Source organism: Mycobacterium sp. ZZG (assembly GCF_054786995.1).
In genome coordinates this window covers 12,886-27,455 of record NZ_JBTBFV010000040.1, presented here as the reverse complement: position 1 = coordinate 27,455, position 14,570 = coordinate 12,886, and the positions used below count along the sequence as shown (strand labels likewise).

The window sequence follows — 14,570 nt, the reverse complement described above, 5'->3', positions numbered from 1 at the left end:
TTTCCCGGATCGGCTGTGGCAAAACGGCGTCAGCCGATGTCGGACTCGCCGGGCTCCTGTTGCGCCGCAGGGGTGGTGAGGAAGTTGAGCAGACCGGTGATGTCGAGGATCCGCTCGAGCTGCGCCGGCCGCTGGTCGAGGTGCAGGTGCAGGCCGGCGGTGGCGGTGCGCCTGTAGATCAGCACCAGGGAGGACAGTCCGGCCGAATCGCAGAAGGCCAGATCGGTGAAGTCCAGGTGGAGATCGGTGAGCCCGGAGGCCCGGCGCAGCACCTCGGAAACCGTGTCCAGCAGCAGCGGGGTGGAGCCGTAGTCGAGGTCTCCGGCGATGCGGACGCGGGCCGCCTGGTCGGCGGTGTGGACGGTGAGGGTGAGTTTCATGCGGAGAGTGAGGGGTTGTCGGTGGGAACGTGATGGACGGATGCGTGCGCGGCTTTGAGCAGGCGCTGGGCACGCGGGAACTCGGGCAGGTGCCCGGCGAGTGATTCGAGAGCGGGTAGCAGCGAAACCGCCGGCACGCCGCGGGCGGTCAAGATGTCGGCGGTCCAGGTGATGAACCCGACGAACAGTTCGTCGTCGTCGACGTACAGCGCGGTGGTGAGGAATTCGACGATGTGGGCGATGTCCTCGAGGGTGTGCTGGCGCTGCGCCTCGGTGTAGTCGCGCATTGCCGGGAAGCGGTCCTCCAGATCCCGGACCGTGGTCGCGATCAACTGCGCGCTGTTGTCCCGGACCATCGTGTACTCCTGGTCCACCAGGTGGGGCAGGTCGTCGACGGGTTGGTGGGTGGCGGTGACCGGGACCGGGCGCAGGCCGTCCCCGAGCAGGGCGGCCGCGCTGCGGGCGTCCGCGGCCCACGCGTCGGCGCCGAGGCGGCGGGCGAAACGCCCGTCCGCGCCGAACGCGGCGCCGCCGGCGAGCACGGCCACACCGGCGGCCTGGCATGCGGTGATCGCGGCGTGCGCGGTGGGCAGCCGGGTCGGGATCATGCAGGACAGTGCGACCGCATCGGGGCCGTGCTGGTGCAGGTGGGCGATCAGATGCGGGGTGGGGACCTGGGCGCCGAGGAAGTCGACGTGCCACCCGCGCAGCTTCAGCACCTCGGCGAGCAGGCGCGCCGGCAGGGCGTGCCATTCGCCGTCCACGCAGGCCACTGTCACCCGGCCGGCGCCGCCGCTGGATGCGCAGGCCGGATGGTTTGACAGCGCGGCGATCGCGCGGTCGTTGATCGCGGTCGCGGCGTGCTCCTGGGCGACGGTGATGCGGTTGGCCGCCCATTCGGCGCCGACCCGACGCTGCACCGGCGCGATGACGTCGAGCAGCACCTCTTCGCCCGTCATACCGTCGTCGACCGCGGCCAGCACGACCGACGACGCGGTGTACTCGTCACCGTCGAGCGCCGCAGCCCAGAGTTGTTCACGGGCGCGAGAGGTGCGGTCGCTCACGCGGTGTACCTCCCAGCGGTGTGACCGTCGACCGCGCTCAGATGCGTGCGGCGCGGCGCGGTGATGGCGACCACGGCGATGTCGTCGTGGGCGCGGTGACTCACCCACTGGCTGGTGAGCATCATGACGCGCTCGACGACGGCCTCGGCGGGCAGACCCGCGCATTCCGCCAGCACTGTGGACAACCGCTCCTCGCCGAACATGTCGGTGCCGAGCGGTCCGCCGCGGGCCTCGGTGACGCCGTCGGTGTAGAGCAGGCAGGTCTCGCCGGGGGCCAGGGTGGTTTCCACGGTGCGGGCCTTGATCTGCGGCATCACGCCGACCAGCGTGCCGCGGGTGTCGGCCTCCTCCACACGGCCGTCGGTGCGCACGATCAGCGGGGCCAGATGTCCGGCACAGGTCAGACGCAGCACCACCTGCCCGTCGCGGCGCGACACCGAGGCCATCACCAGCGTGACGAACCGGGTGCTCTCCACCGAGAGCAACGCACTGTTGAGCAGCTTGAGTACCCCGGCGTGGTCTTCGGCCAGCGGTGCCAGCGCCATCAGCGTGTTGCGGATCTTGCCGGTCAGCACGGCGGCTTCGAGTCCCTTGCCGCAGACGTCGCCGAGGACCACCAGCGTCTCGTCCTCGGGCGTGGCCCCGACGTGCACGTCGTAGAAGTCACCGCCGATGGCCTCATGGTCTTCCGAAGCGCGGTAGCCGCCGGCGAGCTCGACGCCCTCAAGGCGGTGCAGGCGGGGCGGCAGCAGCTCCTCCATGAGGGTGCGCGTGATCGCGGACTGCTCGGCGTAGAGCCGAGCCGCCGACAGCGCCGCACCGGCGCGGGCCGCGAACAGCCGGGCGAACACCTCTTCGCCCTCACTGAACGCCGTCTGCGAGGAGCGCCGCAACAGGACCAGCGCCCCGGCCGGGACGCCGTGACCGGGCAGCGGGGTGATCACCACGGAGCCGACCGGACCTGGAAAGTCTTCGGGCACAAGCCAATCGGGAACGGAAGTGGGGTCGATCCACCGCGACGGGACCGGTGGGAATCCGCGCAGGGCTTCGGAGAGCCCGGCCACGTCGGCGGGGTCGGCCTCGACGCCGCGGTGCGCCGCGGCGCCGTCGGGCCCGCTGCACACGACGGGGACGCGCCCACCGGAGCTGGGGGCGACGAGGACAGCGGCGTCGGCGAGGTGGCGTGCGGCCATCTGGACGGTCGCCTCCATGCAACGGTCGATGTTCAGCGAGGCCATCAGCACCGCGGACGCATCGTCGAGGAACGCCGCGCGTTCCCGTTCCACCGTCAGCGCCTGCCGTGCTTCCCGGGCCGAGCGGGCGGAATCTTCGACCAGCCACCAGGCGACCTCGCCACCGGGCAACGTCGTCGGGTGCGCCTCGAACTCCCGCCCGTCCACACTTCCGGACACTTTGGCCAGGCGATGATGCGCGCCTGCCAGCCATGCCGGTGCCACGTCTTCGAGCGCACCGCCGGAGATGAGCTCCGGCAACACGGTTCGCGCGGATTCACTCGAGGTCCGGACCATTCCGGCCCCGTCGACAACGAGCACTGGGTGGGGAACCGATCCCCAGGCTGCGTGGTACTCCGAGGCGATGTCCAGGGGTGTGCTCTCCCCCATAGTGCCTCCTCACACAGACCGAACGAAGTCGGCCATCTTCCGACCTTAAGCAGTCGGGCGGGCAATGTCGACTCGCGGTTCTCAGGACACCGGCTTTCGCGACCGTCAATCACGGTGGACACCGCTATCCATTCAGCGAAATAGGTTCTGTGCGTTGAGGTCCCGAATTCACGGCATGACCTGCGGCTGTAACGGGCTCGCCGGGGGCGTCGATACACAGGCGGTCGTCGACTTGCCCGACACGCTCTCATCGACGTTGCAGCGTGGTCCGGCGGCGAATCACCGATCTTCGCACCGAAGGATTGCACGTTGCCGTCTGAAGCCCTGCTGGATCGTCGCTCTGCGCTCAAATTGCCCGCCGTACTGGCCGCGGGCGCCGTGCTGACGAGCGTGCCCCGCGCGTCGGCGGAGCTGGCGCGGTGGTCGCCCGACCAGGCACACCGGTGGCACCGGGCGCAGGGCTGGCTCGTCGGCGCGAACTTCATCCCGGCCAACGCGATCAATCAGCTCGAGATGTTCCAGCCGGGCACCTTCGATCCGCGGCGCATCGACACCGAGCTGCGCATGGCAAAGCTGATCGGGCTCAACACCGTTCGCGTATTCCTGCACGACCTGCTGTGGGTGCAGGACCGGGTCGGGTTCCAGCGGCGGCTGGCCCGGTTCGTCGACATCGCGGCTCACCACGGCATCAAGCCGTTGTTCGTGCTGTTCGACTCCTGCTGGGATCCGCACCCGCGGCTGGGGCAGCAGCGCAACCCGACACCGGGCGTGCACAACTCGGGCTGGGTGCAGAGTCCCGGCGCCGACCACCTCAGCGATCCGCGGCACCACCGCGTCATGAGGGACTACGTGGTGGGGGTGCTCAGCCAGTTCCGGCACGACCGGCGGGTCCTGGGCTGGGACCTGTGGAACGAGCCCGACAACCCCGCTGACGCGTACAAGGACGTCGAACGCAGGGACAAGGTGGAGCGGGTGGCCGAACTGCTGCCGCAGGTCTTCGGTTGGGCCCGCTCGGTCGACCCGATCCAACCGCTGACCAGCGGAGTCTGGGACGGCGAATGGGGAGATCCGGCGCGCCGCAACGAGATCAACCGGATCCAGCTCGACCTGTCCGACGTGATCACCTTCCACAGCTATGCCGACCCCAAGGGCTTCGAGGCGCGGCTGGAGGAACTGACGCCGATCGGGCGCCCGATGCTGTGCACCGAGTACATGGCCCGCACGCTGAACAGCACCGTGGAGTCGATCCTGCCGATCACCAAGCGACGCAATGTCGGCGCGTTCACCTGGGGCTTCGTCGCGGGCAAGACCCAGACCTTCCTGCCGTGGGACTCGTGGGACCGGCCGGTTCCCGGACCGCCCGGAGTGTGGTTTCACGATCTGTTGAAGACCGACGGCACCCCGTACCGGGACAGCGAGATCAACACCATCGCGGAGTTGACCGGACGTCGCCGCCCTAACTAGGGAGTGGTCCGACCAGTTTCGCCGGCCGGCACAGCACCGTCACCACCACGGCCAGGGCCGCCGCGACACCGAATGCCGCGTACACGTTCAGCGCGTCGGCGGTGCCGCCGAGCACCGCCGCGGCGATCGGGCGCGAGCCGAGGAAGCCGACCAGCCACAGCGCCATGATCCGCCCGCGTAACTCCTCGGGCGCGCGTTCCTGTACGACGGTGCCCAGCCCGGTCAACGCGCAGCCGAACCCGAAACCGGAGATCACGAAGCCGACGAACGCCAACCAGGGGTGCACGGCGGCCGCCAGGACCGCACTGCCGAGACCCAGGGTGGCCATCCCGATCGACGACACCGTCGCCGAGGCGATACGGCCGCGCAGCAGCGCCAGCGCGATCATCCCGACCGCGGCGCCGACCCCGAACACCGCCGACAACGTCCCCACCATTGAGGCATCGCCGCCGAGCGCGTCGGTGATCGACGGGGTTAACGTGATGGACGGGTCGGACACGATGCCGACGGTCGTGACCGCGAGCAGGGCCAGCAGCAGCGGGCGGTCGCCGAACACGTAGCGCACGGCGACCCGTACGCGGTAGTCGGTGCCCGAGCGCCGCTGTGGCGGGGCCGGGAAACGCACGGCGAGCAGGAACAGCGCGAACACCAAATGCAGCACCGTGCTGACCGCGAACGCCGTCGCCGGTCCGATGTGCGCGGCGAGGTAGGCGCCGGCCGCCGGGCCGATGATCCGTCCGATCGTCATCGGCATGCTGTTGAGCGCCATCGCGGTCGACAGCTCGCCGTCCCGGATGAGCGTCGGCACGATCGACTGCATTGCCGGCCCGCCGACGACGAACCCGAAGCCGACCAGCGTGGTCCCGACCAGCACGGGAAGAGCCGCGCCCATCCCCGTCAGCTCGGGCTGGATGAACATCCACGCCGCGACGGAACCGGAACCGGCCATGCAGAGCACGCGGCCGAGCAGGATCTGACGCGCCGGGTTCCCGGTGTCGGCCCACTTACCGCTCGTCGGGCTCAGGATCAGTTGCGGTGCGAACTGCACCACGCCGACCATGCCCACCATCAGCGCCGATCGCGTGGCGTCGTACATCACGATGGCGGCGACGATGCCGTGCGTCCACACCGCCACGACGGCGAACATCTTGCCCCAGAACAGCGCGCCGAAGACGGGGTCGAACATCAACCCGAGCGCGTTGCGTGCGGGCAGCCGGGTGGTCAGATCGGGGCGCCGACCTGCCGCCGGCGCACACCGGCGCTGGTCATGGCGGGTGGGCACCAAATATGCATAGCACAGCGATATTTGTGCCGCCGAATCGTCGGTCGGGCTGTTCAGCCGGTGGGCACGTCCGGGTCGTCCTCACGGCTACCCGCGCCGGGGCACCTCAATCCGGGTCAGTTCCTCGGCGATGACGAGATCGCCGTCGAACACCTCCCGTGCCTCGTGCCGGTGCTCGTCGGTGTCGGGGTAGCGCTGCGAAAAATGGGTGAGCACCAGACGCCGCACGCCGCAGTCGGCGGCCACCCCCGCGGCCTGCCTGACGGTCAGGTGGCCGTGGCGGGCGGCCAGGTCGGCGTCGCGCTCCAGGAAGGTCGCTTCGATGACGAGGAGGTCAGCGCCGTCGGCGAGCGCGTAGACCGCGTCACACAGCCGGGTGTCCATCACGAAGGCGAAGCGCTGTCCGCGCCGGAGCCGGGTGACATCGGCCAGTCGCACCGACCCGCGCCGGTCTCGAGGACACCGGCGCGCTGCAGCTCCCCGACGGCCGGTCCGGTGATGCCGAAGTGCTCCAACAGCTCCCGCCGAAACTGCGGCCGGTCGCCCTCGACGAGTCGGTAGCCGATGGCCTCCACGGGGTGGTCCAGCCGGCGGGCCTCCAGGCGGCCGAACGGCCCGGCGGCGATCACGCCGTCGGTCGACACCGGGTTCTCCCGGATGTCGGTGACGTCGTGGAAGGCGCTGGCGTGCCGCAGCCGCGCGAAGTACTCGCGCCCCGAGGCGGGGTAGCTGGCCTCCACGGGCCGCGTGACCCCGTCCAGCGACAGCCGCTGGATCACGCCCGGCACGCCGAGGCAGTGGTCGCCGTGGAAATGGGTCAGGCACAGCCGGGTCACGGCCGAGACCGGCACACCGGCGAGCAGCATCTGCCGCTGGGTTCCCTCACCGGGATCGAAGAGCAGCCCCTCGTCGTCCCAGCGCAGCAGGTAACCGTTGTGGTGGCGATGCCGGGTGGGGACCTGGCTGGCGGTGCCGAGGACGACCAGTTCTCTGCCGGTCGCCCCCCTGTCACCGAGAGCGGGCGCGCCGCGCGGTCGTCGCCTTGCGGGTGGTCGACTTCCGGGGCGGCGACGACCCATCCTGTTGGGCGGCCGTCGCTTCCTCGGTGCGATGGCCCAGTTGGTGTATCACCAACGCCGCCCCGCCCACGGTGAGAAGCACGGGCCATTCGACCAGTCCGGCCGCGCCGATCGCGCCGAGCGTCAACGCCGCGGCGGCGGAGGACTGACTGCCGCTACTCAGGCCGGCACGGACGCCGGTGGCCGCTCCCTGCACGCCGCCGACCATGCCGTTGACGGCGGCCCCGCCGACGGCACCCGTCACGGCGGTGGTGGCGTCGGCGACCTTGGTGAGGCCTCGATAGGCCGTGGATATCGGGTTCATCGGCACTCCCCATATGTCGGACGCCGGGTAATGACCTCCAGGTTAACGCCGCGGCTCAGGTGTGGGCAGGTGTGTTCGCGAACCGGTCGGTGATGGCCTGACAGAACGCGTCGAGATCCTTCGGGGACCGGCTGGTGATCAGGTTGCCGTCGATGCACACCTGCTGGTCGACGACCGTGGCGCCGGCGTTGCGCAGGTCGGTGCGCAGGCTCGGGTACGACGTCAGCGTGCGGCCCCGGACGACGTCGGCTTCGACGAGTGCCCACGGGCCGTGACAGATCGCCGCCACCGGTTTGCCGGAGCGGACGAAGTCGCCCACGAACGCGACCGCTGCCGCGCTCAGCCGCAGTTTGTCCCCGTTGACCGTCCCGCCGGGCAGCACCAGCGCGTCGTACTCGTCCACCCGCGCACCGTCGACGACGCGATCCACCGGGACCGTGCCCGCCGGTTCCAGATCGTGATTGCGCGCATCGATCTCGCCGTCCTTGGTCGACAGCAATTCGACTGTGCCACCGGCATTGTGGACCGCCTCACGGGGCCGTTCCAGCTCCACCTTCTCCACCCCGTCGGTGGCCAGGAAAGCAACCTTGCGGCCCTGCAGCTCATTCGGCATGCCATGTACTCCTCTCGCTCGCAGGCAGCGATACCCATTGGCCGGCGATCGAACCGCGGGCCTGCCGCGTACGGTCTGTCCTATGACTGCCCAGCCAGACGGCGACCGTCTTGACTCGGTCGCGCCAGGAGACCTCATCTCGTTGCCGCTGCCGGATGCCCCCGACGCGCAGGACTGCCAGTACAAGGTCGTGCACATCGACCCGAACGGCGCATCCTCCGACGAGGGATTGCTGCTCACGCTGGAGGCCGACGACGGTCAGACATTCGACGTGGAGCTGCCCGGGCACACCCGGGTGACGCGGGCGCTTGAGTCGAAGTGGGAGTCCCCGCAGAGCCCCACACCGCACCAGGGGCAGTGACCACCGTTTGACCGGCCGAAGCCGGTGGTACTGACCACATCATGAGAATGAGTCGAGTAGCAGGTATCGCCGGTGCGGCCGTCATGGGTGCGTTCACAGCGATTGCAGGGCCGGGGTCACCGGGGGCGGCGGCCCAGGCGTGCCCCGATGTCGAGGTGGTGTTCGCCCGCGGTACCAGTGAAGCGCCGGGCGTGGGCGGGGTCGGCCAGGCGTTCGTCGATTCGCTGCGGGCCCAGGCCTGCCCCCGCTCTGTCGGCGTGTACGCGGTGAACTACCCCGCGGCCAACAATTTCGGCGATCGCGTCGCGTTCGCCCAGACGGTCATCGACGGTATCCGCGACGCGGGCAACCGGCTGCAGACCATGTCGGTCGACTGTCCCGACACCCGCCTGGTGCTCGGCGGCTTCTCGCAGGGCGCGGTGGTCTCGGGCTTCGCGACCTCCGACCGGGTGCCCGACTCGGTGCCCGCCGCGGCGGCTCCGGCCCCGTTGCCGCCGGAGGTCGCCGAACGCGTCGCTGCCGTGGTGCTTTTCGGCACGCCGTCGGCTCCTTTCCTGCAGAAGTTCGGCGCCCCGGCCATCACCGTGGGGCCGCTGTACGCCGACAAGACGATTCAGCTGTGTGCCCCCGGTGACACCATCTGTGACGGCGCGCCGGACGGCGGACCGAACTTCGCGCACGCCCTTTACCAGGTCAACGGAATGACCAACGAGGGCGCGGCATTCGCGGCGGGCCGGCTCTGACGCCCCGGCCGGGGGTCACCCGCCGGCGGGAACCGGATAGCGGTCGTTGACGTCGGCGTTGGTGTCCTTGCGGGCGCAGTGGGCGCAGCAGAAGATGCCTTCGTCGGTCTCGATCCCGTGGCCGAGGATGCGGCAGCCGCAGTGCCCGCACTCTGGGGCCAGCGCAGCCGCCGCACACTCGACACTGTCGAACGTCGCGTTCCGCCCGTCGTGGAACGTCACGGTGAAGGCCTTGTCGTAGTCGTTGCCGCAGGTGTCGCAGATGCTCATGGTGCGCGGGGTTCCCACCGCCGATCAGGACAAACGTTTGGACGTGCGGGAATTGGGCATCAAAGATCCGTGACGAGCGCATATACCGAATTCGAGGCACCGGAACTCGGAGCCGAGGTCTATCCCCCGGAAGAGGATTCGCAGCTGCTGATCGACGCCGCCGTCGCGGCCGGCGTGTTGCCCGGAGCGCGGGTCGCCGACCTCTGCACCGGCAGCGGTGTCGTCGCCATCGCCGCCGCCGCTTCCGGCGCCGCCGAGGTGACGGCATTCGACATCTGTCCGAAGGCCGTGCAACGCACCCGCTTCGACGCGCTCGCAGCCGGGGTGGACATCGACGTGCACCGCGGATCATGGGCACGCGCGGTGGAATTCGGCCCCTATGACGTTGTGCTCGCCAATCCGCCGTATGTCCCGAAGGCTCCCGACGTGGACGGCGAGGAGATCCCGGCCATGGCCGGTCCGTCACGGGCCTGGGATGCCGGCCCCGACGGCCGGATGGTGCTCGACCCACTGTGTGCGGCAGCGCCTCTGCTGCTGAACGAGGGTGGCACCATGCTGATCGTGCATTCGGAATGCTCGAACGTCAAGCGCACGCTCAGCGACTTGCGGGCCCAGGGTATGCGGGCCGAAGTCATTGCGCAGCAACTTATTCCATTTGGTCCGGTGATGATGGCGCGTGCGCCGTGGCTGATGAAGGCCGGCCTGCTGCCGCGCGGCAGCAGGCAGGAGCGCATCGTCGTCGTCCGCGCGGACGCGCCATGACCGAGGCGCGGGTGGTCCGCGTCGTGCCCGGCGGACCGGTGATGGTCGAAGGCCCTGTCTGCATCGAGCTTCCCGACGGAAGCACCGTGGAATCCGATCGCTTCATGGTGGCGATCTGCGCATGCCGCAGATCGAAGACCTACCCGCTGTGCGACACCAGTCACCGGCGCCGGGCGCGCGCCGGTGAGCAGGCCTGCGAATCAGTCCAGGGGGCGGCGCAGTGACGACCGCCCGCCGCGCCAGCACTGCATGAGGTGATCGGCCAGCCGGTTCTCGACCAGGTCGAAGGCGCGGATGCCAAAGACCACGTCCCGGTCGAGTTCCGGCTCCCGGGCGACCAAGTCGCCGACCACATCGGTGCGCACCACCTGCTCGTGCACCGCATCGGCTTCGACGTGCTCGGCGTAGAACGCCCAGCACTCCTGCGGCGCACCCAACCGCTGCAGCGCCTGCACCATGCGGCGCGATCCCGGCGGGGACGTCACCTCGGTGGCGGCGAAATGCCCTACCGCACAACCCCGTAGCCGCCGGTGCAGGCCGAACATCGACATCAGGTTCACCACGGCCAGCGTTTCGGCCGGCACGTCCCCGAGGTAGCCGAGGTAGGTGGTGTCCAGCCCGGCGGCGGCCATCAGGTCGGCGAACAGCTGCTGGTGCAGGCGCGCACCCTTGCCCGCGCCGAACTCGTCGAATTCGACGGCGACGAACGAGGCCTTGGCCTGGCCGGTCAACCGCGGAATCGCCCAGGCGTGCGGATCTCCCTCCTTGAGGTGATACAGCGAGCGATGCGCAAAGTACTCCCGCATCTGCTCCCAAGTGCCCTTGTCGCGCAGGTGGTATGACGGGCCGCTGCCGTTCACGGGCTCCACGCAGAGCTTGTCGAGCTCTTCGAGTGCCGACACGTCGGGCTCGATCTCGCCGACACCCCTGCGGACGTCTTCGAGAAACAGCTCTTCGAGGCGCCCGCGCAAATACAGCAATCCGGCGTTCCACTCCCAGTTGGCGTCTACCCCGGCGAAGCCCCGGTAGTGCAGCTCATAGCAGACGTAGAGCGCGAGCTGAAGGTCCAGCCCGGCGGGGTCGGCGTCGGCCAGCGAGGTCTCGACGCGGGTCAGATAACGCAGCGGGGCGCGCTCGGCCAACTGCTCGAGCACTGACAGCGAGATCGGACCACGGGGTTCAGGCAATCGGGGTTGCACCAGCGTCGGCATCACGTCGGCGTATTTACCCACGTGGAGGGCGGTCAAACCGGGTGACCGCCGTCTCCAGCCGGGCAGGTGTACCCGTTCAGCGCGCCAACCCACACGTATTGCAGGGTTTTTCACATCGGGCGCAGAACGCGATGACACCCCGGCCGGTCGGGTAACCGGAGGAGCGAGCGCACCACAGCGCTGAAGAAATCGCAGCAATGCAATCTCAGACAAGGGGTGAACAACTACATGGCCGCACCGACGAGGAATGTCGAATCGACCGAATCCATCAAGGCCACACTGATCGCGCAGCTACGCACCGTGCTGGACCTGACCCACACCGAGATCCAAGTCGCCGAGACCAGGGTCTCCCAGGCCCGCACGGACGCCGTGCGGCGTGAACTGACCCAGAACGCTGAGAACGCCAAGATCCGCGCCGAAGCGATCGAGAAGGCGATTCGCGAGCTGGGTGGTTTCCCGGACATCATCGGACCGTTCCTGGGTCGCGCCGCCGCTGCGGTGAAGGCGCTGACCGAGCAGGCCGAGCCGTTCGACGAGGCGCTGCTCGGTGACCTCGCGCTCGAAGGCCAGCTGCTGGACCGGTCGCGCTACGTCAAGGCGCTCGCCGTCGCCGCGAAGGAGCAGGACGTCGAGCAGTTGGCCGGACGCCTGATCACCGCGCACTCTGCGACCGTGGAGTGGCTGACGACCGTGCTCGCCGAGGACGCCCTCGGCGGTCCGGCGGCGCTGCGCCGGACGCCGCTGCAGGCAGCGGCCGGGTTGGCCGTCAAGCTCGCGAACCTGCCGTTCACGTGGTCGACCCGCGGCGCGGAGCGTGTCGCCGAAGCGATCCGTTCGGTGCGTCCGACGGTCGCCGACCTGGTCGAGCGCGGCTCGCAGACCGGTGATGTGGCCGCCAAGGCTCTCGCCGGGGCCCGCGACGGGGCGCTGCAGGCCGCCGAGCGCATCACCCGCGAACAGGGCGCCGAAGACGCCGCCGACCTGATCCACGCCGCGCGCGGTGCGACCGGCATCCTCGAGCCCGAGGAGCTGCCGATCGCCGGCTACGACGAACTCAACGTCAACGATGCGGCCAACGCCGTGAAGGACCTCACCGATCCGGCCGATATCCGCATCATCGTGGCCTACGAGGAAGCCCACAAGAACCGCCAGCGTGTGGTGTCCGCGGCGCAGACCCGCCTGGCCGCCATCGCGCAGGAGGTGGTCGGCATCAGCTGACGCTTCCACGCCACAGGCCGGCACGGGACACCCCGTGCCGGCCGTGTGCGTTTAACCTCGAGTGAGGTGAGAGGTCTCCGACCGGAATAAGTGGGGGTGACGCGAACGATGGCTGGTCCCTTTGACCGACGTGACGGGCGTCCGGGCGTGGTGGTGACTGCGGTCGCCTCCACCACGGCCCTGGCCGCCGATGCCGAACAGACGTGGGACGGCCTGATCGCCGGCCGAAGCGGTGTCCGCACCATCGACGCGCCCTTCGTCGAGGAGTTCGACCTGCCCGTCCGGATCGGTGGCCAGCTGACCGAGGAGTTCGACCCCCAGCTGAGCAAGGTCGAGATCCGCCGGCTGTCCTACATGCAGAAGATGGCTCTGGTGCTCAACCGCCGGTTGTGGGACCAGGCCGGAACGCCCGACATCGACACCAGCCGCCTGCTCGTCTCGATCAGCCATGCGTTCGGAAGCACCCGCGATCTGGTCACGGCCTATGACGACTTCCGTTCCCGCGGGATGCGGGCCGTGTCGCCGCTGGCCGTGCAGATGCACATGCCGAACGCCCCGGCCGCGGCCGTAGGCCTGGACCGCCAGGCCAAAGCCGGGGTCATCGCCCCGATGGCCGCCGACGCGTCCGGTGCGGCGGCGGTGGCCGAGGCGTGGCGGCTGATCACACTCGGGGAGGCCGACATGGCGATCTGCGGTGGTGTGGAGTCCAGGATCGAGGCGGTGCCGATCGCGGCGTTCTACAACCAGGGGCTGCTCGCGCACGACAACGAGCATCCCGAGGCGGCGTGCAAACCGTTCGACGCCTCGCGCGACGGCATGGTGTTCGGCGAGGCCGGCGCGCTGCTGCTGCTCGAATCCGAGGAGCATGCGCGGGCGAGGAACGCCCGGGTGCTGGCGCGGATGCTCGGTGTCGGCGTGACCGCTGACGCCCACGACGCCTTCGAACCCGATCCGGAGGGCGAGCTCGCCGCGTCCGCGATCAGCCGGGCCCTGCGTCTCGGCGGGGTCGCGGCCGACGAGGTGGACCATGTCAACGCCCACGCCGCGGGGACGCGGGACGGAGACCTGTCCGAAGCGCGTGCGCTCGGCAAGGTTTTCGGTAGCCACCATCCGGCGGTGTGGGCGCCGAAAGCGGCGCTCGGTCATTCGATGGGAGCATCCGGGGCGGTGGAGGCGGTGCTGACGGTGCAGGCATTGCGCGACGCGGTGATCCCGCCGACGCTGAATCTGGAGACCATCGACCCCGAGATCGATCTCGACGTCGTCGCGGGCGCCCCTCGCCGGGCCCCGCTGGGCTGCGCGCTGAGCGGAACCTTCGGCTTCGGCGGGCACAACGTGGCGCTGCTCTTCGGCAGCGACTGATCAACGGCCGGAGTGGGTTTCAGGCCGCTCCCCACTGGTGACCGGCGGCTGTTTACCCTCGAGCCGTGACGATCTCCTACGACGACCGGTTGCGCGATCAGGTGCTGCACCGGTTGACCGGGCACGACCGCCGGACCGTGACCGATCCGTCGAAGCGGCACGCCGCCGTCGCGGTGGTGCTCGTCGATTCGCTGGTCGGCGAGGACCGGGTGGATCCGGCTCCGGTCGAGGACTGGATTGCGGGCAGGCCGATGCCCGAGGACCTCGACGGGCGGATGGTCGATGTCTCCGGCGGTGCGGCGTTCTTCCTGTGCCGCAGGGCATCTCGGCTCTCCTCACACTCGGCGCAATGGGCGCTGCCGGGTGGGCGGGTGGATCCGGGCGAGACGGTCGTCCAGGCCGCACTGCGGGAGCTCGACGAGGAGCTCGGGGTCCGGCTGCCCGACACCGCGGTGCTGGGACTGCTCGACGACTACCCGACCCGCTCCGGCTACGTGATCACCCCGGTCGTGCTCTGGGGCGGTGGCCGGCTGGATCCGCGCCCTGCCCCCGACGAGGTGGTCGCGGCCTATCGCGTCGGGCTGCATCAGCTCCTGCGTGAGGATTCACCGAGGTTCATCAGCATTCCCGAGAGCCCCCGGCCCGTGGTGCAGGTCCCGCTCGGCAACGACCTGATCCACGCACCCACCGGCGCGGTGCTGCTGCAGCTGCGCTGGCTGTGCCTGGAGGGGCGGCACGATCCGGTCGATCAACTCGAGCAACCGGTGTTCGCCTGGCGGTAGGGCCTACCGCCGCCGGCAAACGGTCACCGGTCTCGCATATCCGTTTCAGGATG

General features: G+C 69.7%; 16 protein-coding genes and 1 pseudogene. 8 read left to right on the top strand and 9 right to left on the bottom strand.

Annotation, left to right across the window (positions count from 1 at the left end):
- Nucleotides 1-29 precede the first annotated feature (29 nt).
- The 3 genes from ACXMYJ_RS20185 to ACXMYJ_RS20175 are packed head-to-tail and all read right to left on the bottom strand — an operon-like array spanning nucleotide 30 to nucleotide 3,066.
- Entirely contained in the window at nucleotides 30-380 is a 351-nt protein-coding gene (locus tag ACXMYJ_RS20185) for an STAS domain-containing protein (protein WP_260755951.1), read from the bottom strand.
- Entirely contained in the window at nucleotides 377-1,444 is a 1,068-nt protein-coding gene (locus ACXMYJ_RS20180) for a cobalamin B12-binding domain-containing protein (protein ID WP_260755950.1), read from the bottom strand. Before ACXMYJ_RS20180 ends, ACXMYJ_RS20185 begins: the two co-directional genes overlap by 4 nt.
- A complete protein-coding gene (locus tag ACXMYJ_RS20175) occupies nucleotides 1,441-3,066 on the bottom strand; it encodes a PP2C family protein-serine/threonine phosphatase (protein ID WP_460358676.1) in 1,626 nt (541 codons plus the stop codon). Before ACXMYJ_RS20175 ends, ACXMYJ_RS20180 begins: the two co-directional genes overlap by 4 nt.
- A gap of 327 nt (nucleotides 3,067-3,393) precedes the next feature.
- Here ACXMYJ_RS20175 and ACXMYJ_RS20170 point away from each other — a divergent pair, with 327 nt between their 5' ends.
- Nucleotides 3,394-4,530, top strand: coding sequence for a glycoside hydrolase 5 family protein (locus tag ACXMYJ_RS20170; protein ID WP_460358685.1), 1,137 nt, complete (start codon nucleotides 3,394-3,396; stop codon nucleotides 4,528-4,530).
- On the opposite strand, the gene ACXMYJ_RS20165 is transcribed toward ACXMYJ_RS20170, so the two are convergent.
- From ACXMYJ_RS20165 to ACXMYJ_RS20150, 4 genes and pseudogenes are all read right to left on the bottom strand, one after another.
- Entirely contained in the window at nucleotides 4,523-5,716 is a 1,194-nt protein-coding gene (locus tag ACXMYJ_RS20165) for an MFS transporter (RefSeq protein ID WP_460358684.1), read from the bottom strand. The genes ACXMYJ_RS20170 and ACXMYJ_RS20165 overlap by 8 nt on opposite strands.
- 183 nt (nucleotides 5,717-5,899) lie before the next feature.
- Nucleotides 5,900-6,798: pseudogene (locus ACXMYJ_RS20160) on the bottom strand (ribonuclease Z).
- Nucleotides 6,799-6,820: 22 nt separating this feature from the next.
- On the bottom strand, nucleotides 6,821-7,195 hold the full coding sequence (locus ACXMYJ_RS20155) for a hypothetical protein (protein ID WP_460358675.1): 375 nt from the start codon (nucleotides 7,193-7,195) through the stop codon (nucleotides 6,821-6,823).
- A 55-nt stretch (nucleotides 7,196-7,250) separates the two neighbouring features.
- Nucleotides 7,251-7,808 carry a type 1 glutamine amidotransferase domain-containing protein gene (locus tag ACXMYJ_RS20150; RefSeq protein ID WP_260755945.1) on the bottom strand — a complete coding sequence of 186 codons (558 nt, stop codon included), beginning with the start codon at nucleotides 7,806-7,808 and terminating at the stop codon, nucleotides 7,251-7,253.
- Between the two features lie 82 nt (nucleotides 7,809-7,890).
- Here ACXMYJ_RS20150 and ACXMYJ_RS20145 point away from each other — a divergent pair, with 82 nt between their 5' ends.
- Nucleotides 7,891-8,169 carry a hypothetical protein gene (locus ACXMYJ_RS20145; protein ID WP_460358674.1) on the top strand — a complete coding sequence of 93 codons (279 nt, stop codon included), beginning with the start codon at nucleotides 7,891-7,893 and terminating at the stop codon, nucleotides 8,167-8,169.
- Nucleotides 8,170-8,210: 41 nt separating this feature from the next.
- Nucleotides 8,211-8,912 (top strand): cutinase family protein, encoded by a 702-nt coding sequence (locus ACXMYJ_RS20140; protein ID WP_460358673.1) that lies wholly within the window; start codon nucleotides 8,211-8,213, stop codon nucleotides 8,910-8,912.
- Nucleotides 8,913-8,927: 15 nt separating this feature from the next.
- On the opposite strand, the gene ACXMYJ_RS20135 is transcribed toward ACXMYJ_RS20140, so the two are convergent.
- Entirely contained in the window at nucleotides 8,928-9,182 is a 255-nt protein-coding gene (locus ACXMYJ_RS20135) for a hypothetical protein (RefSeq protein ID WP_260755942.1), read from the bottom strand.
- A 69-nt stretch (nucleotides 9,183-9,251) separates the two neighbouring features.
- Between ACXMYJ_RS20135 and ACXMYJ_RS20130 the strand changes: the two genes are divergently transcribed.
- Both ACXMYJ_RS20130 and ACXMYJ_RS20125 read left to right on the top strand, forming a co-directional pair.
- Nucleotides 9,252-9,944 (top strand): HemK2/MTQ2 family protein methyltransferase, encoded by a 693-nt coding sequence (locus ACXMYJ_RS20130; RefSeq protein ID WP_460358672.1) that lies wholly within the window; start codon nucleotides 9,252-9,254, stop codon nucleotides 9,942-9,944.
- Nucleotides 9,941-10,168: a CDGSH iron-sulfur domain-containing protein gene (locus ACXMYJ_RS20125; protein WP_396884731.1), complete on the top strand. Its 228-nt coding sequence runs from the start codon at nucleotides 9,941-9,943 to the stop codon at nucleotides 10,166-10,168. Before ACXMYJ_RS20130 ends, ACXMYJ_RS20125 begins: the two co-directional genes overlap by 4 nt.
- Here the strand turns inward: ACXMYJ_RS20125 and ACXMYJ_RS20120 are convergent.
- Complete coding sequence (locus tag ACXMYJ_RS20120) at nucleotides 10,145-11,155, bottom strand: iron-containing redox enzyme family protein (protein WP_260757861.1); 1,011 nt, start codon at nucleotides 11,153-11,155, stop codon at nucleotides 10,145-10,147. The genes ACXMYJ_RS20125 and ACXMYJ_RS20120 overlap by 24 nt on opposite strands.
- Before the next feature lie 228 nt (nucleotides 11,156-11,383).
- Between ACXMYJ_RS20120 and ACXMYJ_RS20115 the strand changes: the two genes are divergently transcribed.
- From ACXMYJ_RS20115 to ACXMYJ_RS20105, 3 genes are all read left to right on the top strand, one after another.
- On the top strand, nucleotides 11,384-12,373 hold the full coding sequence (locus ACXMYJ_RS20115; RefSeq protein ID WP_260755940.1) for a ferritin-like domain-containing protein: 990 nt from the start codon (nucleotides 11,384-11,386) through the stop codon (nucleotides 12,371-12,373).
- 108 nt (nucleotides 12,374-12,481) lie between these two features.
- Nucleotides 12,482-13,735, top strand: a complete 1,254-nt coding sequence (locus ACXMYJ_RS20110) for a KasA/KasB family beta-ketoacyl-ACP synthase (protein ID WP_260755939.1) — start codon at nucleotides 12,482-12,484, stop codon at nucleotides 13,733-13,735.
- A gap of 65 nt (nucleotides 13,736-13,800) precedes the next feature.
- Nucleotides 13,801-14,517: an NUDIX hydrolase gene (locus tag ACXMYJ_RS20105; RefSeq protein WP_260755938.1), complete on the top strand. Its 717-nt coding sequence runs from the start codon at nucleotides 13,801-13,803 to the stop codon at nucleotides 14,515-14,517.
- Nucleotides 14,518-14,570: the final 53 nt, after the last annotated feature.